The organism is Oceaniradius stylonematis, from assembly GCF_003149475.2.
Taxonomy (GTDB): Bacteria; Pseudomonadota; Alphaproteobacteria; order Rhizobiales; family Rhizobiaceae; genus Roseitalea; species Roseitalea stylonematis.
In genome coordinates this window covers 125,532-151,123 of record NZ_QFWV02000001.1, presented here as the reverse complement: position 1 = coordinate 151,123, position 25,592 = coordinate 125,532, and the positions used below count along the sequence as shown (strand labels likewise).

Here is a 25,592-nt window from a genome sequence, read left to right as displayed (position 1 = left end):
CCGACATAGCACAGGGCGATGAGTGTCCTTGTTCTCGATACCGCTGCGCGTTTCTGTTCGGCCTGCCTTTATGACCCGGCGGCAGACGCGATCCGTGCCGCGCGCGAGGAGGAGATCGGCCGTGGCCACGCCGAACGGCTGATGGGCGTCGTGGCCGATGTCATGGACGAAGCGGGCGCCGGATTCGGCGATCTGACCGGGCTGACGGTGACGATCGGGCCGGGATCGTTCACCGGCATCCGGGTCGGTGTCGCGGCGGCACGCGGCATCGCCGTGGCGCGGAACCTGCCGGTCACCGGCGTGACGACGCTGGAAAGCCTGGCCGTGCAGGCAACGAATGAAACGAGGGTCGAAGGACCGTTCGCCGTTCTCATCGCCGGCGGTCGAGGCCAGATCTTCATGCAGCATTTTTCCGCCGCAGGCGAAGCGCTCGACGAAGCGCGCGCCATGGCCGAAGACGAGGCCGACAAGCACCTGCGCCCCGACTGCGCATTGCTGGTCGGCGATGCTGCGGCTGGAATGGAGACGGATCTGCCGACCACCGTCGACCGCCCTGTGGGCACGATCGGCGCGGTCGCCCGCGCGGCCAGGCTCTTTGAGCATGCCCCTTCGCCGCTTTACCTGCGCGGGGCCGACGCCAAGCCGCAGACCGGGTTTGCCTTGCCGCGCCGTTCGGACGGAGAAGATGCCGCATGAAGTGGTGGCAGGGCCTTTGGGGAGCGGCGGACATCGCGATCGCGCCGATGCAGCGCACCGACGCGGTCGAGGCGTCCGATATCCACCGGGCTCTGTTTGCCCGCCCTTGGACCGACGGCGAGATCGCCGATCTTCTGGGGACGTCCAGCGCCGCCGGTTTTATCGCCCGAGAGGCGGCCGCGCGCGGCGGCGCGATGATTGGCTTCGTCCTGCTGCGGACGGCTGCCGACGAGGCGGAAATCCTCACCATCGGCGTCCGCCCGGACTGGCAGGGCCACGGCATCGGTGCGCGGCTGATGGCGCATGTTTTGGCGCATGCCCATCGCGAGCGGCTCGCCTCGGTCTTCCTCGAAGTCGAAGAGACGAACGTGGCCGCAGGCGCTCTCTACCGGAAGCTCGGCTTTGCCACCGTCGGCGACCGGCCCGACTATTATCGCGGCGCGGCCAAGGCGCGCACGCGCGCACTGGTCATGCGCCATGACGTGGCCGCCGCGCGCAAGGCGCGCTAATCCGATGGAGACCCTGCGTGCCGTCTTCGTCGTCTGTCTGGCATTGGCGATCACCGCGGTGCTGCTGCCCGTGCACCTTGTCGCCCAGTGGCGGCGCTGGCCTCTGCGCAAGACCACCGCGCAAACCTGGCACCGTTGGGTGGCCCGAGCGATGGGGCTTCGCATCGATATACATGGCGCCCCGGCACGCGCCGGTGGCCACGGCGTACTGCTGGTCGCCAACCATGCCTCCTGGCTCGATATCGTCGCGCTCGGTTCGGTCGCGCCGGTCAGCTTCATCGCCAAGGACGATGTCCGCGACTGGCCGGTCTTCGGTCTTCTGGCGCGGCTCCAGGACTCGGTGTTCGTGTCGCGCAACGCGCGTGCCACCACCCGCACCCAGGCCGAAACGATCGCGCAGCGTCTTGCCGATGGCGACACGATCGTCTTGTTCGCCGAGGGCACGACATCGTGCGGCAACTTCGTCTATCCGTTCAAGTCCTCCCTGTTCGGCGCGCTGGGCGTCGGCGAAAGCGATCGCCGAGATGACGCGCTGGTCCAGCCTGTTGCGATTGCCTACACCGGCGTCGATGGCATCCCGATGGGCCGCCAGTCGCGACCGCTGGCCGCCTGGCCCGGCGACATCGGCATCGGCCCGCATTTGACACGCATTCTGCGCGAAGGCCGCATCGACATCCATGTCGGTTTCGGCGACCCGATCACGGTGACGCCCGGCACCAACCGGAAACGGCTTGCTACGGAAACAGAACGCGCCGTGCGGCGCATGATGTCGGCGCTGGTGCGGGGCCAGCGCCCTTCTTCCGCTGGCACGCAAAAACCGCTAAGGACGGCGCATGAAGAAAGCTGATCCAGCATCGGACAATCCGGCCGCCAACACCCGCAAGGTGTTCGTCAAGACCTATGGCTGCCAGATGAACGTCTATGACAGCCAGCGCATGGCCGATGCGCTGGCGCGGGACGGTTTTGTCGAGACCTCGACGCCGGACGATGCGGACATGGTGCTGCTGAACACCTGCCATATCCGCGAGAAGGCTGCCGAGAAGGTCTATTCCGAGATCGGGCGCCTGCGGCAGTTGCGCGCGCGGCGGCAAAAGGCCGGTGCCGACCTGATGATCGGCGTCGCCGGCTGCGTCGCCCAGGCCGAGGGGCGCGAGATCGTTGTGCGCGCGCCGGCGGTCGACTTCGTCATCGGCCCGACAACCTATCACCGCCTGCCCGACGTTGTGGCGCGCGCCCGCCGCGGCGAAAAGGTCGTCGAGACCGAGTTCGCCGTGGAGGACAAGTTCGAGCACCTGCCAGAACAGCAAAAGCGGCAGGTCCGCAGCCGCGGCGTCACCGCGTTTCTCACCGTCCAGGAGGGGTGCGACAAGTTCTGCACCTTCTGCGTGGTGCCCTATACGCGCGGCGCCGAGGTCTCGCGGCCGGTCGCACAGATCGTCGAAGAAGCGCGTCGCCTGGTCGATGCCGGCGTGCGCGAGATCACGCTTCTGGGCCAGAACGTCAACGCCTGGCACGGGGAAGCGCAGGACGGGCGCCAGTGGGGCCTGGGCGAGTTGCTGCACGAGCTGGCGCGGATCGATGGCCTTGCGCGGCTGCGTTACACGACCAGCCACCCGCGCGACATGGATGACGCGCTGATCGCTGCCCATCGCGATCTGGACATGCTGATGCCCTATCTGCACCTGCCGGTGCAGGCCGGTTCGGACCGGGTGCTCAAGGCAATGAACCGCAAGCATACCGGCGACGATTACCGCCGGCTGGTCGATCGAATCCGCAAGGCGCGGCCCGACATCGCCCTGTCCGGGGACTTCATCGTCGGCTTTCCCGGCGAAACCGACGCCGATTTCGAGGACACGATGCGGATCGTGCGCGATGTGAGCTATGCGCAGGCCTTCTCGTTCAAATATTCGCCGCGCCCCGGTACGCCGGGTGCGACGATGGACGGCCATGTGGAGGAAACCGTCAAATCGGAGCGCTTGCAGCGGCTGCAGGCATTGCTCGGCGAGCAGCAGGCCGCCTTCATGAAAAGCCTTGAAGGGCAGGAGATCGCGGTGCTTCTCGAAAAGCCCGGCCGCGACGCCGGCCAGCTTGTCGGCCGGTCGCCATGGCTTCAGCCCGTCATTTGTGATGAAACTGTCGGAAAGATCGGCGACAGTGTCACGGTGCGAATCGAACGGGCATCGGCCAACAGCCTGATTTCGTCGGAGGCGGCGAACCGCAGGCGGGCGGCATGAACCAACAGGACGGACAGAGCGCTTGACGACGCAGACAGGTGTCAAAACGCAGACCGCGCCTCACGGCGCGTCCGATCTCGCCCACATTGTCATGACCTTCGACAACAACCACCATGCGCGTGCGTTGTTCGGCCAGTTCGACCAGAACCTCGCCCTGATCGAGCAGATGCTCGGCATCGATGTGCGGGCGCGGGGCAATCAGGTCACCATCAAGGGCGATCCGCTGGCGACCGAACAGGCGCGCCGTGCGCTCGACTGGCTCTATGACCGGATCGAGGAGGGCGGCAGGGAACCGGAAGCCTCCGATGTCGAGGGCGCGCTGCGCATGGCGATGGCCGCCGACGATCAACTGTCGCTGCCAACCATGGACGGCGCCGGGCGCATCGCGGCCGCCCAGATCGCCACCCGCAAGCGGACCATCATGGCCCGCACCCCCAATCAGGACGCCTATATGCGGGCGCTCGACCGGGCCGAGCTTGTCTTCGGCGTCGGCCCCGCCGGCACCGGCAAGACCTATCTGGCCGTCGCCCATGCGGCCATGCTGCTCGAACGCGGCCAGATCGACCGGATCATCCTGTCGCGGCCTGCCGTCGAAGCAGGCGAGCGGCTCGGCTTTCTGCCCGGTGACATGAAGGAGAAGGTCGATCCCTACCTTCGGCCGCTCTATGACGCGCTCTACGACATGATCCCCGGAGACAAGGTGGAGCGGGCGCTTGCGGCCGGTGTCATCGAGATCGCGCCGCTCGCCTTCATGCGCGGCCGGACCCTGTCGAATGCGGCGGTGATTCTGGACGAGGCGCAGAACACCACATCGATGCAGATGAAGATGTTCCTGACGCGGCTTGGCGAGAATGCCCGCATGATCGTCACCGGCGATCCCAGCCAGGTCGACCTGCCGCCGGGCCAGAAATCGGGCCTTGTCGAGGCGCTCGGCCTGCTCGGCGACGTCGAGGGCATCGTTACCGTGCGTTTCCGCGACAGCGATGTGGTGCGCCATCCGCTGGTTGCCCGCATCGTTGCGGCCTATGACCGCGACGGCGGCTGAAACCGGCGCCATGCACCTGCATATCGACATCGCGATCGAAGGCGGCAACTGGCCGCCAGAGGACGAATTGCGGCCGATGATCGAACGGGCACTTCGCCATGCGGCCACCGTTCTGGGCCTGGCAGGCGAGACGTCGGAACTGTCGGTCGTCCTGACAGACGATGCGACGATCCGCACGCTCAACGCCAAATGGCGGCGCAACGACAAGGCAACGAACGTGCTGTCCTTTCCGGCCTATCCGATGGCCGCCGGCGATCCGCCCGGCCCGCTTCTGGGCGATATCGTTCTGGCCCGCGAGACGATCGAGCGCGAGGCAGCCATTGACGGCAAGAACATCGATGCCCATTTCACCCATCTGATTGTTCATGGCTTCTTGCATCTTTTGGGCTATGATCACGAACTGGACGACGACGCCGACGAAATGGAGCGCCTCGAACGTGCAATATTGGCCGATCTCGGGATCGACGATCCCTACACGCCGATATCGGACGACATGAAAGACGATGGAAGACCGACAAGCTGACGCAAAGGTGCAGGAAGCGCCGCCCGAACCGGAGCCCGAACCTTCGAGTCCGGGCTTGCCCGCTATAATCCCCCCGAGAAAGCCGCCCGGCTTCTTTCAGCGCCTGGCCTATCTGTTCCGGCCGCAGGACAGTGTGACCGTCCGCGAGAATTTGCAGGACGCGCTCGCCGCCTCCAGCGCCGCGGGCGACCAGACGATCTCCGCCGACGAACGCGCCATGCTGAACAACATATTGCGGCTGCGCGAAGTGCGCGTCGTCGACGTGATGGTGCCGCGCGGCGACATCGAGGCGGTGGACCTGTCGACGTCGCTGGGCGATCTCCTCAAGCTCTTTGAGACATCCGGCCACAGCCGCATGCCGGTCTACAACGAAACGCTCGACGATCCGCGCGGCATGGTCCACATCCGCGACGTGGTCGCCTATCTGACGCGCACCGGCCGCCGCCGGACGCGCCGCCCGAAGACCGAGCCAACCGGAGCGGCGGCCGCCAAGAGCGCGCCGAACGGTCGTGCCAACGGCGCGGCCAAGACCGCGCTCGACTTCTCGAAGATCGATTTTTCCCGCACCATCGGCGATCTCAAGCTGATGCGCGACGTGTTGTTCGTGCCGCCCTCCATGCTGGCCTCGGACCTGATGGGCCGCATGCAGACGCAGCGAATCCAGATGGCGCTCGTGATCGACGAATATGGCGGCACGGACGGCCTCGTCTCGCTCGAAGACATTGTCGAAATGGTCGTCGGCGATATCGAGGACGAGCACGACGAGGTCGAGGTGCAGATCGAGCGAGTGGACGAGAACACCGTCATCGTCGATGCCCGTCTGGAACTGGAGGAAGCCGCCCGCGAACTCGGCCCCGCCTTCGTCGAGGCCGCGCGCCGCGAAGAGGGCGATGTCGACACCATTGGCGGCCTGATCTTTTCGCTGCTCGGCCATGTGCCGGTGCGCGGCGAGGTGATCCCGGCGTTCGCCGGTTACGAGATGGAAGTGCTGGACGCCGATCCGCGACGCATCCGCCGCGTGCGCGTTGTTCGTCTGCGCCAGCACCAGCGCCGCGGCGCCGGGCGCCGCGAAGCTTCGAGCGCGCCGCCCCGTCTTCCCGCGCCCGGGCCCGTACAGCCCGGCACGCCGGAAGCCGAACCCGTCAACGTCTGACCCGATGCGCCGGCGTCGCGCCGGCCCGGCAAGCCTGATAAGGCTTTGGGCGACGTGATTCGCCCCGGGGCTCCATGGAACATTTCGCCCAGCGCATCCTGCTCTTGCCCGGCTGGCGCCGTGCGGCCCTGTCGGTCGCGCTCGGTGCGCTGACCGCGCTGACGCAGGCGCCCTTCCATCTGTTTGCCATCGGCTTTGTCACCTTTCCGCTCCTCGTTTGGCTTCTGGACGGCGCGGTTGGCACGACGCCGGGAAAGGCGTCTGGGGCGCTGCGCGCGGCATTCCGGATCGGCTGGCTGTTTGGCCTTGGCTATTTCGCCGCCGGCATCTGGTGGCTCGCCAATGCGCTGCTCGTCGAGGCGCCGGAATTCGCCTGGGCGATCCCCCTGGCCGTGCTCGGCCTGCCGGCTGTTCTGGCTGTCTTCTACGGCGCGGCCTGCGCGCTCGCGCGGCTCGCCTGGTCCGACGGCGTCGGCCGGATCGCCGCGCTGGCCGCCGCCTTCGGCCTTGCCGAATGGGCCCGCTCCTTCATCCTGACCGGCTTTCCCTGGAACGCCATCGGCTATGCGCTGATGCCATCGCCGGTCCTGATGCAATCGGCGGCGATCGGCGGCATTTTCGCCGTGAGCGCGTTTGCGGTGCTGGTCTTTGCGCTTCCCGCGCAACTGGCTGCGCGGCGCGGCGCGGCGATCACGGCGGTGGCGCTGTGCGTTGTGCTGGTCGGCGCCCATGCCGGCTTCGGTATCTGGCGTCTTGCACAGGCAGGCGATTTGGCGGTCGCGCGCGACGATGCGCCCGTCATCCGCCTCGTTCAGCCGGCGATTGCCCAGGAACAGAAGATGGACCGGGAGGCGCGGGCGGCCACGTTCCAAACGTTGCTCGACCTGACCGCGCTGGACGCGGCCCCTGACGAGGCGCCGGCGGCCGGGGATCAGGCCGAGGCGCAGGGCCCGGCGTCGGGGCGTGCTCCTGACATCGTGGTGTGGCCCGAAACGTCCGTGCCCTACCTATTGACCCGCGATGCCGCAGCGCTCGCCTCGATCGGCGAGACACTGTTGCCGGAACAGATGCTGCTCGCCGGCGCGGTGCGCGAGGAGCCGGGAGAGCAAGCCGGCTCGGTGACCGGCCGCTACTACAATTCGGTGATGGCGGTGACGACCGGCGGCGTGATCGCCGGCGCCGCCGACAAGGTGCATCTCGTCCCGTTCGGCGAGTATCTTCCGTTTGCCGATCTGCTGTCTGCCATCGGTCTGCGCGCCGTCGCCGCCGCCGACCGCGGCTATTCGGCTGCGCCCGCCCGAACGACAATCACGCTCCAGGGCGGTCTGACGGTGTTGCCGCTCGTCTGCTACGAGTCGATCTTTCCGAAACTGGCCGTGCCGCCCTCCGGCCAGCGGGTCGACGCCATCGTCAATGTCACCAACGATGCCTGGTTCGGCCGGACGCCGGGGCCGTGGCAGCATCTGCACCAGACACGGTTGCGCGCCGTCGAGACCGGCCTGCCGATCATCCGTGTGGCCAACAACGGCATCTCGGCTGTCGTCGATCCGCAGGGCCGTATCGTTGCCCGGATCGGCCACGATGTGCGCGCGGTGGCCGATGCACTGCTGCCGGACGCCGCACAACCCTTGTTCCCCGAGCGGCAACGAGAGATCAACTTCTGGTTGTTCCTTTCCATACTTTCGGCTATAGCGATCACAGCGCGCATCAGGTTGCGCGCTTTCGGCGGGAATTAGGCCGCACTTTGTTGACAGGGGCCTTCGTCGGGGCTCATAGGTAGCGCGCCGCACTTGGGGACCGCGTTGGGGGACGCGCAAGGACGGCTTCTGGTCCTGATTTGAGCAATGGCCGCCGTCCGGGCGGCGGGGACACAGAATGAACGACAAGAAGAAGAAACAGCCCAATCCCATCGATATCCATGTCGGCAGCCGCATCCGCCTGCGACGGACCATGCTCGGAATGAGCCAGGAGAAGCTCGGCGAGAGCCTGGGGATCACGTTCCAGCAGGTGCAGAAGTACGAAAAGGGCACCAACCGTGTCGGCGCCAGCCGGCTGCAGAACATCGCATCGATCCTCAACGTGCCCGTGTCGTTCTTTTTCGAGGACGCGCCGGACGGCAGCGCAGCATCGGCCCCGTCGGGCCTCGAAGAGAATTCGTCCACCTATGTGGTCAGCTTCCTGTCGAGTTCGGAGGGCCTTCAGCTCAACCGCGCCTTCGTCAAGATCGCCGATCCCAAGGTGCGCCGGCGCATCATCGACCTGGTCAAGTCGCTGGCCGACGAGGATGCCTGACGCCGATCGCCGACGCCGATCGAACAAGGCCGCCATCGGAGAAAGGACTCGCGCGCCGGAGCATGATGTGTAAGTCTTGGTTGACACCGATCAACGTCAGCCAACGCGAAAGCGGCCAGACTTCCGCCCATGCACGACCGTCTTGTCCAGGCCGACAACCAGATTTGCTTTCGCGCATTGTGCGGGATGCAGCGGGAACACACCCGCGCGCACGGGCGGCGGGCGGGCATCATCGCGCTTGCGATGCAGGCGATGCGCAAGGCATCGCGGCGACGCAAGGCCTGCATCGACTGCCCCTATGGCGGCCAGTGCGCCGAGCCGGATTCGCAAAACCTGATCAGCGCCGGCCGGGTCGATGCCCATGTCACCGTCGCACCGATCATGACCGGGTCAGATCGCCTATGAAGGAACCGGCCTCGTGCGGCCGCACCACCGCCGCGCGGATGAGTTGGTCGAAGTGGCGCGTCAGCGCATCGACGGCATCCTTGGCGTTCAAGACCAGATACATGTCGCCCATATAGACTGCCGCGCGCATCGGTCCGAACACGGTGTAAGGCGCTGAAAAGGTACGCCGTGCATCGAACAGGAACAGCCGCAGGCCCGGATAGAGGTCATCGGTCAGCGCTGCGATCTGTTCGATCTGCGCGTGCCGCAACGGCGCGTCCAGATCGGTCCAGGCGCCGCTGCCTTCGGCCAGCGCCTGCAGTGTTTGCAGCGGCATGCACACTTCGGTGTCGTTCTCCGGCTTGCGGCTGTAGGCCAGCCTTTCGCGTGCGTCATCGATCTGGACGGCGACGGGCGGTTTGCTGTCGCGCGTCTCGAACGCGATCACCGCCTCGGTCCGCAGAAAATCGGGAATGGTCGCGGGCACATAGCGGATTTTGGTGCCGGCCGCCTCCTGGTGCCACTGCACAAGTGCGGCATCGTTGCGCGAATCCTGCGCCTCCTCCAGTTCAAGCGCCGGCCGGATCTCGGCGGACACGCCTTCGTCCTGGCTCAGGCCCAGCAGCCAGTCGAGACTGACCGATTGCGTCGCCGCGATGCGGATCAGCGTTTCGGCGCGCGGCAGCCTTGCGGTTTCGCCCGAAAGGAGCTGCGACAGGGCCGACCGGTCCAACCCGACCGCGGCAGCAAACTGCGAACGGTTCAGGCCCGAACGGAAGAGCAGTCCGGCCAGCCGGTTACGGAACAGACGGGACGCGTCGCGTTTGTCGATTGTGTCGGCCTGCGCAGCAACCATGCGGATCAACTCCGACGTTTGATGACAATTATCAACATANCCTTGTGTCAGGGGAAACGAATCATAATGAGAAAACAAACGATTGAGTGGCCGACAATGGTCATGATGGCGCTGTGCTACGGTGTATGGCTGGCGGCCGGCTTTTGGCTATTTCCGGTGGTGCCGGTCCTTGCGCTGGCGCTCATGGCGGTCGCCGCCGGCTTTCATACCTCGCTGCAGCACGAGGTGCTGCATGGCCATCCGACCCGCAGCGCCGCCGTCAACGAACTGCTCGTTGGGCTGCCTCTGGCCGTGGCATTCCCGTTCCGGCGGTTCAAGGCGCTGCACCTGCGCCATCACCGTGACGAGAACCTGACCGACCCCTATGACGACCCCGAAAGCTGGTATCGCGCCCAGGGCGACCATGCGGCATTGGGCTGGCCGATGCGCGCGCTGCTCGCCGCCAACAACACCTTCGTGGGCCGTCTCGTGATCGGGCCGCCATTGATGACGTTCGGCTTCTGGCGCGACGATGCGCGGAATTTCGCTGCCGGCAATCCCGGCGTGCGTCGCGCCTGGGCGCACCACGCGCTTGGGCTCGCCGCGCTCGTCGCGATCGTCTGGGGCGGTATGGGCATCAACCTGCTGGTCTATGTCGGCACGGTTGCCTATGGCGGCATGGCGCTGATCGCCATCCGGACCTATTGCGAACATCGCTGGGACCAGACGCCGGACGGCCGCACGGTTGTCGTCGAAGACAGCCGAATCCTGTCCTGGCTGTTCCTCAACAACAATCTGCACATCGTCCATCACAAGCGGCCCGCCGTGCCCTGGTACGAACTGCCGCGCCTTTATCGCGAGCGCCGTGCCGAGTGGCTGGCCGCCAACAAGACCTATGTGTACCGCAATTACTGGCAGATTTTCCGCGCCTATGCGTTGTCGGCCAAGGAACCAGTGGTGCATCCGGTGCGCCGACGGGCCGACGCGCCGGCCATGGCGCCCGGCGCGTTCCAGCCGGCATCGGCCGCGCCTGCCGCCGGTCCCCGCGATGCAATGCCGGTCGCCGCAAGGCCCGACCGCTGACCGCCCGGTCATGATCGCATGTCTGCCCATGTATGACTGGCCCGAGCGCCGGGCCGAGACCGACGCTCTCTGGACCCGTCTGTGCGACGCGCTCAGGGATGAAGGCTTCGATGCACCCGACGCGCTGACCCGTGCCGGCGATCTCGAAGGGGCATGGCTGGGCCCGGACCTGCTGCTCGGCGAGACCTGCTCCTATCCGCTCGAAACCGTGCTCCGGGGCCGCGTGCGCTATGTCGCGACACCGATCCATGACGCGCCGGGCTGCGGCCACGGCACCTATCGCAGCGTGATCGTCGCGCGGGGGAGGGGAGACGATGCGGCGCCACCCGCCAATGCCGGGTCGATCCTGCCCACATCGCTGGAAGGTCCTCTGGCCGCGAACGCACCGGAATCAATGTCGGGCTTTGTCGCGCTGCGACGGGATATGGCGCGCGCCGGACGGCTGTTCCCCGAACCGACCCTTTGGACCGGATCGCACCGGGCCTCGATCCGCGCCGTTGCGGACGGTGAAGCGGCCTGCGCCGCAATCGACTGCGTGACCTGGCAGATCGCCAAAGACCATGAGCCCGCCGCGCAAAAGGTGCACGTCATCGGATGGACGGCGGAGCGGCCCGGCCTGCCGCTGATCACCAACGCCGCCATGAGCGACGCGGACATGGCGCGGTTGCGCACCGCTGTGGCTGCCGCCATGCCAGCCGTCGTGCTGGATCCCCCGACCGAACGCTGATCAGTCAGTCCGGTTCGCCATCGACGACCCGCAGGCGCAGATGGCCGGTCTTGCTTTCGGCGCCCGGTTCCGCCGCGTCCTCCTTGGTCGGCCGCTCGTCGAACTCCAGCCCTTCGATCTTCTGGCCGCGCTTGGTCAGCTTGCCCGTCGTGATCAGGATGTCGTCAACATCCTTGGCCGTCTGCCCGAAATGGGTTTGCAGCTTGCGCACCCGTTCGTCGAGTCGCCCCAGATCCTCCATCAGGCGCATCACTTCGCCCTGGATCAGATGCGCCTGCTCGCGCATGCGGGCGTCTTTCAGCAGCGCCTGGATCACCTGGATCGACAGCATCAGGAGCGACGGCGAGACGATCACGATGCGGGCGCGGTGCGCCTTCTGCACGATCGCCTCATGGTGTTCGTGAATGTCGGCGAAGATGCTCTCGGAGGGCACGAACAGGAACGCGGTGTCCTGAGTTTCCCCGGCAATCAGATATTTGTCGGCGATCGCCTTGATGTGCACGTCCATGTCGGCGCGGAACCGCTTGGCGGCCGCCGTTGCGTCCGCCTCGTTCTTGGCCTCGCGCACCGCATTCCAGGCTTCGAGCGGGAATTTTGCGTCGATCACCAGATCCGGCGCACCGTTGGGCATGGAAATCACACAATCGGGCCGCGATCCGTTCGACAGCGTCGTCTGGAACGCGAAGGCGCCCATTGGCAGCCCGTCTTCGATGATCGCTTCCATCCGGCTCTGGCCGAAGGCGCCGCGCGTCTGCTTGTTGGACAGGATCGATTGCAGTTCGACCACCTGGCCGGCGAGCTGCTGGATGTTGTTCTGCGCCGTGTCGATGACTGCGAGGCGTTCGTGCAGCTTGCTCAGATTGGCATGCGCCGACTTCTGCTGTTCGTTGATCGACTGGCCGATGCGCGAGGTCATCGCATCGAGCCGCTGCGACAGCGTGGTGCTCATCTCCGTGTGGCGCGCGCCGAACATGTCGGTCATCGCCGCCAGCCGGCCCTGCATGTCGGCCTGGGCTTTCAGAATGTCGTCGACCCGCGCTTCGGCGCGCTCGGCCCGCTCATGCGCCTGCCGAAGATCGCGCCGCCCGGCGACGCCGTTGCGCCAGACCAGCAGCAATGCAAGCAGCACAAGCGCTGCCAGGATCAGCGCGCCGGTCGCCAGGCTCTCGCCGATCGAGACAGCCCGTCCGGCGAACATGAAGGCGGTTTGATCGAGGCTGAATCCGGTATCCATTCCCCAGCATAGACGATTCGCGGCTGCCGTGCCGATTGACGCATCGTGCGGTCTTTCCTAACTGGAAGGCGTCATGGCCATCAAACCGATCGTTCTCATTCCCGACCCGATCCTGCGCGAGACGTCGAAACCGCTCGAACGCGTCGACGATGCCGTGCGCGCGTTCGCCGACGACATGCTGGAGACGATGTATGACGCGCCGGGCATCGGCCTTGCGGCGATCCAGGTGGGCGAGCCGGTCCGCATGCTTGTCGCCGATGTCGCCAAGGAGGAAGATGGCAGGGAACCGCGCGTCCTGATCAACCCGACCATTGTCGCCCGCTCGGACGAGCGCAGCCTTTACGAGGAAGGCTGCCTGTCGATCCCGGACTATTACGCCGATGTGGAGCGGCCGGCGGCGATCACCGTCAGCTATGTCGACCGCGACGGCACCGATCAGACGCTCGAGGCCGACGGGCTTCTGGCCACATGCCTGCAACACGAGATCGACCATCTCGACGGTGTCCTCTTCGTCGATCACATCTCCAAGCTCAAGCGCGACATGGTCTTCAAGAAGTTCCGCAAGCTCGCCAAACAGCGCGGCGACGGCCCCGTGATGGCCTAGCGTTTCCGGAACCGCAGGATCATGCGCATCATCTTCATGGGCACGCCGGACTTTTCCGTGCCGACGCTCCGCGCGCTGCACGCCGCCGGCCATGACATCGTCGCCTGCTACACCCAGCCGCCGAGGCCGGCCGGCCGGCGGGGGCTGAGCCTCAGAAAATCGCCGGTCCACGAGGCGGCCGAAGCGCTCGGCATCGAAGTGCGCACCCCCAAAACGCTGAAGGCCGCCGATGAGCAGGCGGCCTTTTCCGCGCTTGGCGCCGATGTGGCGGTCGTCGTCGCCTATGGCCTTCTTCTGCCCAAGCCCATCCTGGAAGGCACGCGCCTTGGCTGCTTCAACGGCCACGCATCGCTTCTGCCGCGCTGGCGCGGTGCCGCTCCGATCCAGCGGGCCATCATGGCCGGCGATACGGAAACCGGCATGATGATCATGAAGATGGACGAGGGGCTGGACACCGGCCCGGTCGCCATGACGGAAAAGGTCGCCATCGGCCCCGACATGACCGCCGGGGAACTGCACGACGCCCTCTCGCGGACCGGCGCGAGCCTGATGGTACGCGCCATGGCCGCCCTCGAGCAGGGTGTTCTGGAACTCGTGCCCCAGCCGGACGACGGCGTCACCTACGCCGCCAAGATCGCCAAGGACGAAACGCGCGTCGATTGGGCGGGAGATGGCGCCGACATCCACAATCACATTCGCGGCCTGTCGCCCTTTCCCGGTGCCTGGTGCGAAATGCGCTTTGGCGGCAAATGGGAGCGGGTGAAGCTGCTGGCCTCGACCCAGGCGCCGGGATCGGGCAAGCCGGGTGCGCCGATAGTCGGCGCGCCGATCACCGTGGCGTGCGGCACCGGTGCCGTGCGGCTGACACGTCTGCAGAAAGCGGGCGGCAGGCCGCTCGACGCCGAAGCGTTCCTGCGCGGCAATCCGCTGTCCGAGGGCGACCTGCGCTAGTCGGACCCGAACAGCGGCGTCTCCGGCCGTTCCAGCCGGTAGAGATCGATGGCGCTGGCGGGCGCGCCGTCGGCCGCCGGCCGCACGATCCGCGTGAACCACTGGGCCGGCGGATTGGCATTGGCGATGGCCGCCGGCGGTCCGGTCGGAGGCTCGGTGCCGCTGACGTGAACGGCGACAAGCACGGGCCAGTCGACCGCGTCGTCGCTGGCCGGCAAGTCGACGAACCCGTAGCGGTGGAATTCGTCCAGCGGCAGGACGCGGTAGCCGTGCCCGGCGAAACGGCCATACGTCTCGAGGTATCCGTAAAGCCCATATCCGCGGGCGAGAATCGTACCGATACCGGCACGGCGGCGCTCGGTTTCGATGTTCGATGCGACCTCGGTCCATCCGTGCATTGTGAGCGTCTGGTCGGCGAACGGCAGCCGGACAGGCTGGAACTGCGCCTGCGCGAAGATCACCGCAGCAACCAGTGCGCCGACAGGAACCTGCGCGCGCCTTGTCCAGCGCTGAATGGTTCGCAGCCACGCCCAGTCCGGCTTCCACGCGTAAATGGCCCAGGCGCCGACGATCGACCACTGCGCGTAAAGCGGCCACGTCCAGTTGCCTTGGGTAACCGAGTGGAGACTGAAGGTGATGAAATAGACAAGCGCCGGAATGCCGGTCCAGATCAGCAGGGCAAAGCCGCGATTGCCGCGTTCGGAACGATGCCGCGCAAACCGCCAGTGGGCTGCGGCGCCCATGATGAACAGGCCCGGCAGGAGGAGCGCGATCTGGCCCGCCAGGAATTCCGGCAGATGCTTCGTATCGGTCCAGTCGAACCATTGCAGTCCGCGCGCGGAGCGGCCGAACTGGAATTCAAAGGATGAAAGGCTGTTGTTGAGGTTCCATGCGATAACCGGCGCGAAAATCGCCAGAGCGACGGCGCCGCCGGCATAAAGCCAGGGCGAGGTGAACCAGTGCCGGTTGCGCCGGTCGAAAAGCAGCCAGAGCACCACGCCGGCACCCAGGAAGAGGCCCGTATATTTTGCTGCGAGCCCCAGGCCGGCAAACAGGCCGAAGACGAGCCACCATCGTCCGTCGTTTGAGCGCAGAAGTTCCGCAGCCGACCAGATCGACAGCATCCAGAACAGCATGGACGGCGCATCGGGCGTGATCACCAGAAGGCCGAGCATGGCGCCGGGCGTCAGATTGAAAGCGTAGACCGAATAGGCCGCGATGCGGCGATCGCCGAAAACCAGCATGGCAGTCCGGAAGACGGCCAGCGACACCAGCCCCACCGACAGGACCGCAGGGAGCCGTGCCGCCAACTCGCTCGGGCCCAGCAGCGCATAGCCGGCCTTGATGAACCAGGCGACCGCAGGCGGGTGGTCGAAATAGCTCGCCTGCAGCGGATGCAATGCCCACAGCGAGTAATAGGCTTCGTCGCGGATCAGCTCCGTCGTGCCCGCCATGACCAGCTTGATCGCCATCAGGACGCAAACGAAGCCGGCGACGACAATGGGTCGTGTCCAGTACGCCAGCGGCGCATCGGTGTCCGTGGAACGGGGTTCCGGCGATGACGAGGCGGCATCGTTCATGGTTCCGCCTCATCGGAGTTTTCGCCTCCGGCGTCAATCGGCCCGTGTCGTGACGGCTGGACATGGCCGGCCTCCGGGCTTAAGCACCCGCCCGTTCCCGGCACCGGACGACCATGCCCCGTTACCGCCTGACAATCGAATATGACGGCACGCCCTATGTCGGCTGGCAGCGGCAGACCAACGGTCACGCGGTTCAGGAAGCTGTGGAAAAGGCGGTCTTGGAGTTCTCCAAGCAGAAGGTGACGCTGCAGGTGGCCGGCCGCACCGACACCGGCGTTCACGCCATCGCCCAGACGGCCCATGTGGATCTGGAACGCGATTGGGATCCGGTCCGGGTGCGCGAGGCGATCAACGCCTATCTTGTGCTCGACGAGGAACGCATCTGCGTCGTGGATGCCGAAAAGGTGCCGGACACGTTCCATGCCCGCTTTTCGGCGCAAGCACGGCACTATCTGTACCGCATCCACAACCGGCCGGCGCCGCTGACCCTCGACCATCGCCGGGCCTGGTGGTGCAAGCGGCCTCTCGACGTCGATGCGATGAATGCCGCTGCGAAGATCCTGATCGGCACCCACGATTTCACGACCTTCCGCGCCGCCCAGTGCCAGTCGAAATCGCCGGTCAAGACGCTCGACGCGATCACTTTTTCCCGCGATGGCGAGCGGATCGACGTGCATGTCTCGGCGCGTTCGTTCCTGCACAATCAGGTCCGCTCGCTGGTCGGCACGCTCAAGCTGGTCGGCGAGGGCCGTTGGACGGCAGACGACGTGCAAGCCGCACTCGAAGCGCGCGACCACCAGAAGTGCGGCGCCCTGGCGCCGCCGCATGGGCTCTATCTGCTGCGGGTGGACTATCCGGACGATGCCGGGGTTTGACGCCCGCTGTCCTCGCCGGTTCCGGCCGTCAATGGCGTCGGACGCCCGTGGCAGGATATGCACTTATGCTTATATCTTTCTATTGATGTGTCTTTGCTTGACGTTGCCGGCCTCGTCCCGTAACGACAGCGCGTCCGTTTGACCGCCCGGCGGTCTTCCTTTCCAAATCCAGCCAGCAGGGCGAGATCATGGCACGGCAGAATTATCTCTTCACCAGCGAGTCGGTGTCCGAGGGCCACCCCGACAAGGTTTGCGACCGCATCTCCGACGAGATCGTCGACATGATCTACCGCGAGGCGCGCAAGCAGGGCGACGACGCGCTCTGGAAGGTTCGTGTTGCCTGCGAAACGCTGACGACGACCAACCGCGTGGTCATCGCCGGCGAAGTGCGTGTCCCGGATACGTTCTTCAAGAAGGACAAGGCCGGCAATGTGGTCACGGACGATGCGGGCGAACCCGTCATTGCGCCCGGCCGCTTTCGGTCAGCGGCGCGCCGCGCCATCCGCGACATCGGTTATGAGCAGGACGGGTTCCACTGGAAGACATGCCGCATCGACGTGCTGCTGCACGCCCAGTCGGCGCACATCGCGCAGGGTGTCGACAGTGCATCGGATGCGCAGGGCGCCGAGGGCGCCGGCGACCAGGGCATCATGTTCGGCTATGCCTGCCGCGAAACGCCCGAACTTATGCCGGCGCCGATCTATTATTCGCACAAGATTCTCGAGCTTCTCGCCGACGCGCGCAAGAGCGGCGAGGGCGATGCCGCCCGGCTCGGCCCGGACGCCAAGTCGCAGGTCACGGTGCGTTACCGCGACGGCATGCCGTCCGAGGTGACCAGCATCGTCCTATCGACGCAGCATCTCGACGACAGCTGGGATTCCAGGAAGGTTCGTTCGGTCGTCGAGCCCTATATCCGCCAGGCGCTGGGCGACCTGCCGATCGCCGACGACTGCAACTGGTACATCAACCCCACGGGCAAGTTCGTCATTGGCGGTCCCGATGGCGATGCCGGCCTGACCGGCCGCAAGATCATCGTCGACACCTATGGCGGCGCCTCGCCCCATGGCGGCGGCGCTTTCTCCGGCAAGGACACGACCAAGGTCGACCGCTCGGCCGCCTATGTATCGCGCTATCTGGCCAAGAACGTCGTGGCGGCCAAGCTGGCCGACCGCTGCACGATCCAGCTTTCCTATGCGATCGGCGTTGCCCAGCCCCTGTCGGTCTATGTCGACACGCATGGCACGGGCACGGTCGCCGATGCGGCGATCGAGGACGCCATCCGCGATGTCATCGACCTGTCGCCGTCGGGCATCCGCAGGCACCTCAATCTGAACCGGCCGATCTACGCCAAGACCGCCGCCTACGGCCATTTCGGCCGCAAGCCCGGCCGTGACGGCTCCTTCTCCTGGGAAAAGGTCGATCTGGTCAAGGCGCTCAAGCAGGCGGTCAAGCAGGCCGCCTGACCCGCCGACCGTCATGGCTGCCGATCATCCGACGCGCGCCACCGAGGCCTTTTATGGCCGGCGGCGCGGCAAGACGTTGCGCGGCCGGCAGGCCGAGGCGATGCGGTGCCTGCTGCCCGATCTTTTGATCGATCTGGAAGCGCCGGCGCCGGCCAGCCCGGCAACGCTGTTTCCACACACGCCGGAGACCATCGTCCTTGAAATCGGCTTTGGCGGCGGCGAGCACCTGTTGTCCCATGCCCGGCGTCGGCCCGAGGTGGGCTTTGTCGGCGTCGAGCCCTTCGTCAATTCGATGGCCAAGTTGGTCACGGCGCTGGATGTGCATCCGGCCGGCAACATCCGGCTTTACGACGACGATGCCACGCAACTGCTTGACTGGCTGCCGGACGCCTCGATCGACCAGATCGACCTGCTCTATCCCGATCCATGGCCGAAACCGAAACACTTCAAGCGCCGGTTCGTCAGCGACCGCAATCTGGACCGGTTCGCCCGGGTGATGAAGCCCGGTGGCCTGTTCCGTTTCGCTTCCGACATTGACAGCTATGTCAACTGGACGCTGCAGCACATCGACCGGCATCCGGATTTCGCATGGACCGCCCGCCGCGCCGCCGACTGGCGCAATCCCTATCCGCACTGGCCGGGTACGCGCTACGAGGCCAAGGCCCTGCGCGAGGGCCGCACGCCGGTCTACCTGACCTTCGCCAGATCGTAGCCTGTTCCGATTTCGTCAGCGCGCCGAGGCGACCAGCGCCGGGTTTCCGCGCGCCGGTTGCAGGGCGACCACCTTGTAGCCCTCGCGCTCGAGCATGTTGAGGAAGGTCGGCAGCATCGATGCCGTGCGCGCATGCAGATCGTGAAACAGGATGATGCCCGAGCCGCGCCGGCGCAGGTCCCGCATCGTGCGCGTGGCGACGCGCACCGGGCTGATGCGGAAATAGTCCTTGGAGTCGATATCCACATCGACCACGACGATGCCGCGGGCGGCGAGATGGCCGCGAAGCGCCGGCGTGTCGGCGAGATAGGGGAAGCGGAAGAAGGGCAGATCGGGGATGCCGGCCTCGCGCAGCGCCCGTTCGCCGCGTGCGATTTCGGCGACCGCGTCGGCATGGCTCATCGCCGCAAGATTGGGATGGCGATGGGTGTGGCTGCCGACCGTGTGTCCGCGCGCGATCACGTTTCGGGCAAGCGCCGGGTTGTTGCGCGCCATCTCGCCGACCATGAAGAAGGTCGCCTTGATGCCCTTGGCATCGAGCGCATCGAGAATGCGCCGCGTGTTCTGGCCCGCGGGCCCGTCATCGAAGGTGAGGATCACTTCTTTCGGACCGAGCCGGATGTCGTCGATCGTGTCGACCCGCATGACGCGGCCGGTCAGCGCTGTGCGGCGCAGGCTGCCGGCGGTTTCACGCAGGCTTGACCGGTCCGACGCGCTGGGTGCGAAGGCCACCGCTTGTGGCGTGGTTTCAGCGTCGCGATCGGCCGATGGCGCGAGCGATGCGCACCCGCCAAGAGCGGCCACGGCGATCAGCAGGGAAAAGGAGGGCAGAAAGCGACGCAGCAAGGATGCGGCCATCGGAGACACCACGCAGTACAAAGAGTATCTGCGCGCTATGGTAAACGGCGATGGTTAACGAAGTGCGAGCCGACGGGCCGGCCCTGGACGGCCGTCGCCCCTTGCAACCGGCTGTCGGCGGGCGTATATGACAATCAAATCTTGGTCGTAGACGAAGAGTGGGCCCGCCGGACCCGCTCTTTTTTATATTCGAGACGGAATTGACGACGAACGAACGCGAATTCGCGCCCATAACCGAAGACGAGCCGCGCCTGGTCACCGAGACCGGGATCGATGCCCGTGTCGCCATGCTGATCGAGCCTGTGCTCAATTCCGAAGGCTTCCGGCTGGTGCGTGTGCGCCTGTCCGGTCAGAACGGCGCGACCTTGCAGGTGATGGCCGAGCGCGCCGACGGAACGATGACCGTCGAGGATTGCGAGACGCTGAGCCGGATGGTCTCGCCGATCCTCGATGTTGAAGACCCTATCGACCGCGCCTATCATCTGGAAGTGTCCTCGCCGGGCATCGACCGGCCGCTTGTGCGCAAGACCGATTTCGCCAAATGGCGCGGTCATGTGGCCAAGCTCGAGACATCGGTCCTGGTCAACGGCCGCAAGCGCTTCCGCGGCACCATCACCGATGTCGATACCGATACGGTCACGCTGTTCCGCGACCAGCCGTCCATGGCCGACGAGAACACCAATGTGATCCCGTTTTCGGCGATCGCCGATGCGCGGCTGATCCTGACCGACGAATTGATCCGCGCGTCGCTGACGGCCGACAAGGCCGCCCGCGCCACACGCGGACTTGAAACCGAACATGACGATTTTTCCGGCGATGCGCCGGATGCCGAAACGCCCTGAGGGAGACCAAGATGGCAGTCAGTGCAAACAAGCTCGAACTCCTGCAGATCGCCGATGCGGTCGCGCGCGAGAAGCTGATCGACAAGGAGATCGTGATCGGCGCGATGGCCGACGCGATCCAGAAGGCGGCGAAATCGCGCTACGGTCAGGAGACCAATGTGCGTGCCGACATCAACGCCAAGACCGGCGAGATCAAGCTGCAGCGCCTGATGGAAGTGGTCGAGGAACTCGAAAACACCGACAACCAGATCGCGTTCGAAGATGCGCGCGCCAAGAACCCGGACGCCCAGATCGGCGATTTCATCGCCGAGCCGCTGCCGCCGCTCGATTTCGGCCGCATCGCCGCCCAGTCGGCCAAGCAGGTCATCGTCCAGAAGGTGCGCGAGGCCGAGCGCGACAAGCAGTATGAAGAGTTCAAGGACCGCGTCGGCGAGATCGTCAACGGAACGGTCAAGCGCGTCGAATATGGCAACGTGGTCGTGGACCTCGGACGCGGCGAGGGTATCATCCGCCGCGACGAACTGATCCCGCGCGAAATGTACCGCTATGGCGACCGCGTCCGCGCTTTCATCTATGACGTGCGCCGCGAGCAGCGCGGGCCCCAGATCTTCCTGTCGCGGACGCACCCGCAATTCATGGCCAAGCTGTTCCAGATGGAAGTGCCGGAAATCTATGACGGCATCATCGAGATCAAGTCGGTCGCCCGCGACCCCGGTTCGCGCGCCAAGATCGCCGTCATCTCGCGCGACAGCGCCATCGACCCTGTTGGCGCCTGTGTCGGCATGCGCGGCAGCCGCGTCCAGGCGGTCGTCGGCGAGTTGCAGGGCGAAAAGATCGACATCATTCCCTGGCAGCCCGATGCGGCCTCCTTCATCGTCAACGCGCTGCAGCCGGCCGAAGTCGCCAAGGTTGTGCTCGACGAGGATGCCGAGCGCATCGAGGTGGTGGTGCCCGACGAGCAGCTTTCGCTCGCCATCGGCCGCCGTGGCCAGAATGTACGCCTTGCCTCGCAACTGACCGGCTGGGACATCGACATCCTGACCGAGGACGAGGAGTCCGCGCGCCGCCAGAAGGAATTCACCGAGCGCACGCAACTCTTCATGGAAGCGCTCGACGTCGATGAGATGGTCGGCCAGGTGCTGGCGTCGGAGGGCTTCTCGTCAATCGAGGAAGTGGCTTATGTCGACGCCGAGGAAGTCTCGTCAATCGAGGGCTTTGACGAGGACACCGCCGCCGAGATCCAGACGCGCGCACGCGAATATCTCGAACGCATCGAGGCCGAGAACGACGCCAAGCGCATCGAACTGGGCGTCGTCGACGAAATCCGCGAAATCCCCGGTGTGACCACCGCAATGATGGTCGCGCTCGGCGAGGACGGTGTGAAGACAATGGAAGATTTTGCCGGATGCGCGGTCGACGATCTTGTCGGCTGGCGCGAGCGCGTCGAGGGCGAAACCAAGATCCACGACGGCATCTTCACGCCGTTTGGCACCACGCGTGCCGAAGCTGAGGAAATGGTCCTTTCCGCGCGTCTGACCGTTGGCTGGATCACCGAAGAAGACCTTGCCGCCGAGTATGAAGAGGAAGGCGCGGAACTGGCCGAAGGGGCTGAAGCCGTTGCCGCCGACGCCGATGCCCCCGCGGGAGCTCCGGCGTAACGCCGGCGTGACGAGGATGGCACCCCGGCATGACCTTGAACGAAGCGGACATCGCGATGAACGAACGCCGTTGCATCGTGACCGGCGAAAGCGCCGACGCTGACGGGCTGATCCGCTTCGTTGCCGGGCCCGACGGCATGGTCGTGCCCGATCTCAAGCGCACCCTGCCGGGCCGCGGCTGCTGGGTGACCGCCCGGCGGGCGATGGTCGACAAGGCCGTGTCCAAAAAGCTGTTCGCCCGGGCGCTGCGCCGCAAGGTAGACGTGCCAGACGATCTGGGCGCACTGGTCGACCGTCTGCTGGTCAGGCAGGCAACCGGCGCACTGTCGATGGCGCGCAAGGCGGGCGCGCTCGTTTCGGGCGCCATGCAGGTCGACAAGGCCGTGCGCGCGGGCCGTGCCACCGCATTGCTGCATGCCCTGCATGCGGCGCCCGACGGCATCCGCAAGCTCGACCAGGCGCGCCGCGCCACGGTGCATCTGGGCGGCCCGGACGTGCTGGTTTTCATGCTCCTTGATGACGAACAAATGGGTTTGGCATTCGGGGGCGGTAATGTAATACATGCAGCCGTGCTTGACGGCAGGGGTGGCCATGCCGCATTGCGGCGGCTTGAAGCGCTGCGCGACTACAGGACTGGGCCAGATATGCGACCGGCTTCGCCGGACGCAGGCGCCGGTCTTTTGGCCGGAACGGCCGGCGGGCATGTGACCGCGAAGGAAACGGATCAGGAATGAGTGATACAAGTTCGGACGACAAGAAGACGGCTGGCCGCACGCTCTCGATGAGGCGCGATAGCGGCACGGGCACCGTTCGCCAGAAGATGGGCGGCGGGCGCACCAACACCGTCGTCGTCGAAACGCGCAAGCGCAAGTTCACCAAGCCGGGCGACAAGCCGGCAGGTGGATCGCTTGCGGGCGGCCTGAAGCCGCGCGCGAAGCCCGCTGCCGAAGCGCCGACGCCGGCCCCCGCGCCCGCGCAGGATGCCGGGGCCGCCGACCGCAGCGGCGCGGTGCTCAAGGAACTGTCGCAGAGCGAGATCGAGGCGCGCCGCCGCGCGCTCGAGGAAGCAAAGGCGCGCGAGGCTGACGACCGCGAGAAGTTCCAGGCCGACGAGCAGCGGCGCAAGGAAGATGAAGCGCGCCGCGAGCGCGAGATGGCCGAGCGCGAGGAAGCCGAGCAGGCCGAACAGGCGCGTCTGGCGGCCGAGGCCGAAGCCAAGGCGCAGGCCGCCCAGAAGGCCGAACAGGAAGGCGCGCGCCGCGCACCGGCCGAAAAGGCCGCGCCGGGCCGTACCGACGATGGCGATGCCCGCCGCGGCGCCGCCGCCAAGCGGCCGGCCAAGACCGATGCCGCGCCCAAGCCGTCGCGCGGCCGTGACGACAATCGCCGCCGCGGCAAGCTGACGCTCGCCAACGTGACCGGCGACGGCGAGGGCCGTTCGCGCTCGCTGTCGGCCATGCGCCGCCGTCAGGAGAAGATCAAGCGTGCCCAGATGGGCATGTCCGAACCGCGCGAGAAGATTTCGCGCGAGGTGCGCCTGCCCGAGACGATCACCATCCAGGAACTGGCGCAGCGCATGACCGAACGTGCGGTCGATGTCGTCAAGTTCATGATGAAGCAGGGCCAGATGATGAAGCCCGGCGACCTGATCGATGCGGACACCGCCGAACTGATCGCCGAGGAATTCGGCCACACGGTGCGGCGCGTGTCGGAATCCGATGTCGAGGAGGGCCTGTTCGGCATTGACGACAAGCCCGAGGACATGAAGCCGCGTCCGCCGGTCGTCACCATCATGGGCCATGTCGATCACGGCAAGACGTCGCTGCTCGATGCGATCCGCAACGCCAATGTGGTCTCCGGCGAAGCCGGCGGTATCACCCAGCATATCGGCGCCTATCAGGTGGAAAAGGACGGCCAGAAGATCACCTTCCTGGACACGCCCGGCCACGCCGCCTTCACCGCCATGCGCGCGCGCGGCGCCCAGGCGACAGACATCGCCATCCTCGTGGTTGCCGCCGACGACAGCGTGATGCCGCAGACGATCGAATCCATCGCCCACATCAAGGCGGCCGGCGTGCCGATGATCGTGGCGATCAACAAGATCGACAAGCCCGAAGCGGACGCCAGCAAGGTGCGCACGGAGCTTCTGCAGCATGAAGTGTTCGTCGAATCCATGGGCGGCGAAACCCAGGATGTCGAGGTCTCGGCGCTCAAGGGCACCAATCTCGACGGCCTGCTCGATTCGATCCTCTTGCAGTCCGAAATCCTCGAACTGAAGGCCAATCCCGACCGCACCGCCGAGGGCGTCGTCGTCGAGGCCAAGCTCGACAAGGGCCGCGGCGCGGTGGCAACCGTGCTGGTCCAGGCCGGTACGCTGAAGACGGGCGACATCGTCGTCGCCGGCGACGAATGGGGCAAGGTGCGCGCCATCATCAACGATCGCGGCGAAAACCTCGATGAAGCCGAACCGTCTCTGCCGGTGGAGATCCTCGGCCTCAACGGCACGCCGCAGGCCGGCGACAAGGTCGCAGTGGTCGAAAACGAGGCGCGCGCCCGCGAGGTCTCCGATTATCGCCAGCGCAAGACGCGCGAGATTTCCGTGGCACGCCAGGCCGGCGCGCGCGGCTCGCTCGAACAGATGATGGCGGCAGCCAAGGACGCCGAAACCGCCGAGTTCCCGCTGGTCGTCAAGGGCGACGTGCAGGGATCGGTGGAAGCGATCCTCGGTGCGCTCGAAAAGCTGGGCACCGACGAGGTCAAGGCGCGGATCATCCATTCCGGTGCCGGCGGCATCACCGAAACCGACGTCTCGCTGGCCGAGTCGACCGGTGCGGCGATCATGGGCTTCAACGTGCGCGCCAACAAGCAGGCGCGCGATGCGGCCGAAGCGGCCGGCGTCGAGATCCGCTATTACAACATCATCTACAACCTGCTCGATGATGTGAAAGCGGCGATGGAAGGCCTGCTCTCGCCCGAACGCCGCGAGACGTTCCTGGGCAATGCGGAGATCCTCGAAGTCTTCAACATCACCAAGGTCGGCAAGGTCGCCGGCTGTCAGGTGACCGAAGGCAAGGTCGAGCGCGGCGCCGGCGTGCGTCTGGTACGAGACAGCGTCGTCATCCACGAGGGCAAGCTCAAGACACTCAAGCGCTTCAAGGACGAAGTGCAGGAAGTCCCCGTCGGACAGGAATGCGGCATGGCCTTCGAGAATTACGAAGACATCCGCGCCGGCGACGTGATCGAATGCTTCCGCGTCGAGGAAGTCGCGCGGACGCTTTAGGGCACAATCTCAATATGCCGTGGCCAATGGCCACGGCCACCGATCGGACGGCGC

25 protein-coding genes are annotated in these 25,592 nt (G+C 66.1%); 20 read left to right on the top strand and 5 right to left on the bottom strand.

From position 1 onward, the window contains the following. The first annotated feature begins 18 nt into the window (after window positions 1-18). The 9 genes from tsaB to DEM25_RS00705 all read left to right on the top strand — a co-directional run bounded on the left by tsaB (window position 19) and on the right by DEM25_RS00705 (window position 8,452). Window positions 19-696, top strand: a complete 678-nt coding sequence (gene tsaB / locus DEM25_RS00745; RefSeq protein WP_109766801.1) for a tRNA (adenosine(37)-N6)-threonylcarbamoyltransferase complex dimerization subunit type 1 TsaB — start codon at window positions 19-21, stop codon at window positions 694-696. Beyond that, on the top strand, window positions 693-1,205 hold the full coding sequence (rimI, locus tag DEM25_RS00740) for a ribosomal protein S18-alanine N-acetyltransferase (RefSeq protein ID WP_109766802.1): 513 nt from the start codon (window positions 693-695) through the stop codon (window positions 1,203-1,205). The genes tsaB and rimI overlap by 4 nt, the downstream gene beginning before the upstream one ends. A 4-nt stretch (window positions 1,206-1,209) precedes the next feature. Beyond that, window positions 1,210-2,052, top strand: a complete 843-nt coding sequence (olsA, locus tag DEM25_RS00735; protein WP_158585128.1) for a lyso-ornithine lipid O-acyltransferase — start codon at window positions 1,210-1,212, stop codon at window positions 2,050-2,052. Continuing rightward, window positions 2,039-3,439 (top strand): tRNA (N6-isopentenyl adenosine(37)-C2)-methylthiotransferase MiaB, encoded by a 1,401-nt coding sequence (miaB, locus tag DEM25_RS00730; protein WP_109766804.1) that lies wholly within the window; start codon window positions 2,039-2,041, stop codon window positions 3,437-3,439. The genes olsA and miaB overlap by 14 nt, the downstream gene beginning before the upstream one ends. 91 nt (window positions 3,440-3,530) lie before the next feature. Further along, the gene (locus DEM25_RS00725; protein WP_109766863.1) at window positions 3,531-4,484 is read left to right on the top strand and encodes a PhoH family protein; all 954 of its coding nucleotides are present in this window, start codon (window positions 3,531-3,533) and stop codon (window positions 4,482-4,484) included. Continuing rightward, complete coding sequence (ybeY, locus tag DEM25_RS00720; protein ID WP_196780227.1) at window positions 4,465-5,007, top strand: rRNA maturation RNase YbeY; 543 nt, start codon at window positions 4,465-4,467, stop codon at window positions 5,005-5,007. The genes DEM25_RS00725 and ybeY overlap by 20 nt, the downstream gene beginning before the upstream one ends. Continuing rightward, a complete protein-coding gene (locus tag DEM25_RS00715; protein ID WP_109766805.1) occupies window positions 4,988-6,160 on the top strand; it encodes a hemolysin family protein in 1,173 nt (390 codons plus the stop codon). Before ybeY ends, DEM25_RS00715 begins: the two co-directional genes overlap by 20 nt. A gap of 74 nt (window positions 6,161-6,234) precedes the next feature. Continuing rightward, window positions 6,235-7,896, top strand: a complete 1,662-nt coding sequence (gene lnt, locus DEM25_RS00710; RefSeq protein WP_109766806.1) for an apolipoprotein N-acyltransferase — start codon at window positions 6,235-6,237, stop codon at window positions 7,894-7,896. A 139-nt stretch (window positions 7,897-8,035) separates the two neighbouring features. Next, window positions 8,036-8,452 carry a helix-turn-helix domain-containing protein gene (locus DEM25_RS00705; RefSeq protein ID WP_109766807.1) on the top strand — a complete coding sequence of 139 codons (417 nt, stop codon included), beginning with the start codon at window positions 8,036-8,038 and terminating at the stop codon, window positions 8,450-8,452. A 96-nt stretch (window positions 8,453-8,548) separates the two neighbouring features. On the opposite strand, the gene DEM25_RS17700 is transcribed toward DEM25_RS00705, so the two are convergent. After that, on the bottom strand, window positions 8,549-8,815 hold the full coding sequence (locus DEM25_RS17700) for a hypothetical protein (protein WP_158585127.1): 267 nt from the start codon (window positions 8,813-8,815) through the stop codon (window positions 8,549-8,551). A 16-nt stretch (window positions 8,816-8,831) separates the two neighbouring features. Then, window positions 8,832-9,692 (bottom strand): helix-turn-helix domain-containing protein, encoded by an 861-nt coding sequence (locus DEM25_RS00695; RefSeq protein ID WP_245412705.1) that lies wholly within the window; start codon window positions 9,690-9,692, stop codon window positions 8,832-8,834. Window positions 9,693-9,758: 66 nt separating this feature from the next. Between DEM25_RS00695 and DEM25_RS00690 the strand changes: the two genes are divergently transcribed. Continuing rightward, a complete protein-coding gene (locus DEM25_RS00690) occupies window positions 9,759-10,754 on the top strand; it encodes a fatty acid desaturase (RefSeq protein WP_109766809.1) in 996 nt (331 codons plus the stop codon). Window positions 10,755-10,764: 10 nt separating this feature from the next. After that, complete coding sequence (locus DEM25_RS00685; RefSeq protein ID WP_158585126.1) at window positions 10,765-11,481, top strand: phosphate/phosphite/phosphonate ABC transporter substrate-binding protein; 717 nt, start codon at window positions 10,765-10,767, stop codon at window positions 11,479-11,481. Window positions 11,482-11,485: 4 nt separating this feature from the next. Here DEM25_RS00685 and DEM25_RS00680 read toward each other — a convergent pair whose 3' ends face one another. Beyond that, window positions 11,486-12,715 carry a DNA recombination protein RmuC gene (locus DEM25_RS00680; protein ID WP_109766811.1) on the bottom strand — a complete coding sequence of 410 codons (1,230 nt, stop codon included), beginning with the start codon at window positions 12,713-12,715 and terminating at the stop codon, window positions 11,486-11,488. A gap of 73 nt (window positions 12,716-12,788) precedes the next feature. On the opposite strand from DEM25_RS00680, the gene def reads away from it, so the two are divergent. Both def and fmt read left to right on the top strand, forming a co-directional pair. After that, window positions 12,789-13,319: a peptide deformylase gene (def, locus tag DEM25_RS00675; protein ID WP_109766812.1), complete on the top strand. Its 531-nt coding sequence runs from the start codon at window positions 12,789-12,791 to the stop codon at window positions 13,317-13,319. A gap of 21 nt (window positions 13,320-13,340) precedes the next feature. Next, window positions 13,341-14,270 carry a methionyl-tRNA formyltransferase gene (gene fmt / locus DEM25_RS00670; RefSeq protein ID WP_109766813.1) on the top strand — a complete coding sequence of 310 codons (930 nt, stop codon included), beginning with the start codon at window positions 13,341-13,343 and terminating at the stop codon, window positions 14,268-14,270. Here the strand turns inward: fmt and DEM25_RS00665 are convergent. Further along, entirely contained in the window at window positions 14,267-15,850 is a 1,584-nt protein-coding gene (locus tag DEM25_RS00665; protein ID WP_109766814.1) for a glycosyltransferase family 39 protein, read from the bottom strand. The two genes, fmt and DEM25_RS00665, sit on opposite strands and share 4 nt — an antisense overlap. A 113-nt stretch (window positions 15,851-15,963) precedes the next feature. Here DEM25_RS00665 and truA point away from each other — a divergent pair, with 113 nt between their 5' ends. From truA to trmB, 3 genes are all read left to right on the top strand, one after another. After that, window positions 15,964-16,725: a tRNA pseudouridine(38-40) synthase TruA gene (truA, locus tag DEM25_RS00660; protein ID WP_109766815.1), complete on the top strand. Its 762-nt coding sequence runs from the start codon at window positions 15,964-15,966 to the stop codon at window positions 16,723-16,725. 188 nt (window positions 16,726-16,913) lie between these two features. Next, window positions 16,914-18,188: a methionine adenosyltransferase gene (gene metK / locus DEM25_RS00655; RefSeq protein WP_109766816.1), complete on the top strand. Its 1,275-nt coding sequence runs from the start codon at window positions 16,914-16,916 to the stop codon at window positions 18,186-18,188. A gap of 13 nt (window positions 18,189-18,201) precedes the next feature. Next, window positions 18,202-18,900 (top strand): tRNA (guanine(46)-N(7))-methyltransferase TrmB, encoded by a 699-nt coding sequence (gene trmB, locus DEM25_RS00650; protein ID WP_109766817.1) that lies wholly within the window; start codon window positions 18,202-18,204, stop codon window positions 18,898-18,900. A 15-nt stretch (window positions 18,901-18,915) separates the two neighbouring features. On the opposite strand, the gene DEM25_RS00645 is transcribed toward trmB, so the two are convergent. Continuing rightward, window positions 18,916-19,758: a polysaccharide deacetylase family protein gene (locus DEM25_RS00645; RefSeq protein ID WP_109766818.1), complete on the bottom strand. Its 843-nt coding sequence runs from the start codon at window positions 19,756-19,758 to the stop codon at window positions 18,916-18,918. Window positions 19,759-19,958: 200 nt separating this feature from the next. Between DEM25_RS00645 and rimP the strand changes: the two genes are divergently transcribed. From rimP to infB, 4 genes are read left to right on the top strand one after another with little or no spacing between them, the layout of a single operon-like run. After that, window positions 19,959-20,600 (top strand): ribosome maturation factor RimP, encoded by a 642-nt coding sequence (gene rimP / locus DEM25_RS00640; RefSeq protein ID WP_245412704.1) that lies wholly within the window; start codon window positions 19,959-19,961, stop codon window positions 20,598-20,600. Between the two features lie 11 nt (window positions 20,601-20,611). Next, complete coding sequence (gene nusA / locus DEM25_RS00635; RefSeq protein WP_109766819.1) at window positions 20,612-22,258, top strand: transcription termination factor NusA; 1,647 nt, start codon at window positions 20,612-20,614, stop codon at window positions 22,256-22,258. A 56-nt stretch (window positions 22,259-22,314) separates the two neighbouring features. Further along, window positions 22,315-22,992: an RNA-binding protein gene (locus DEM25_RS00630; protein WP_109766867.1), complete on the top strand. Its 678-nt coding sequence runs from the start codon at window positions 22,315-22,317 to the stop codon at window positions 22,990-22,992. Next, window positions 22,989-25,538, top strand: a complete 2,550-nt coding sequence (gene infB, locus DEM25_RS00625; RefSeq protein ID WP_109766820.1) for a translation initiation factor IF-2 — start codon at window positions 22,989-22,991, stop codon at window positions 25,536-25,538. The genes DEM25_RS00630 and infB overlap by 4 nt, the downstream gene beginning before the upstream one ends. Window positions 25,539-25,592: the final 54 nt, after the last annotated feature.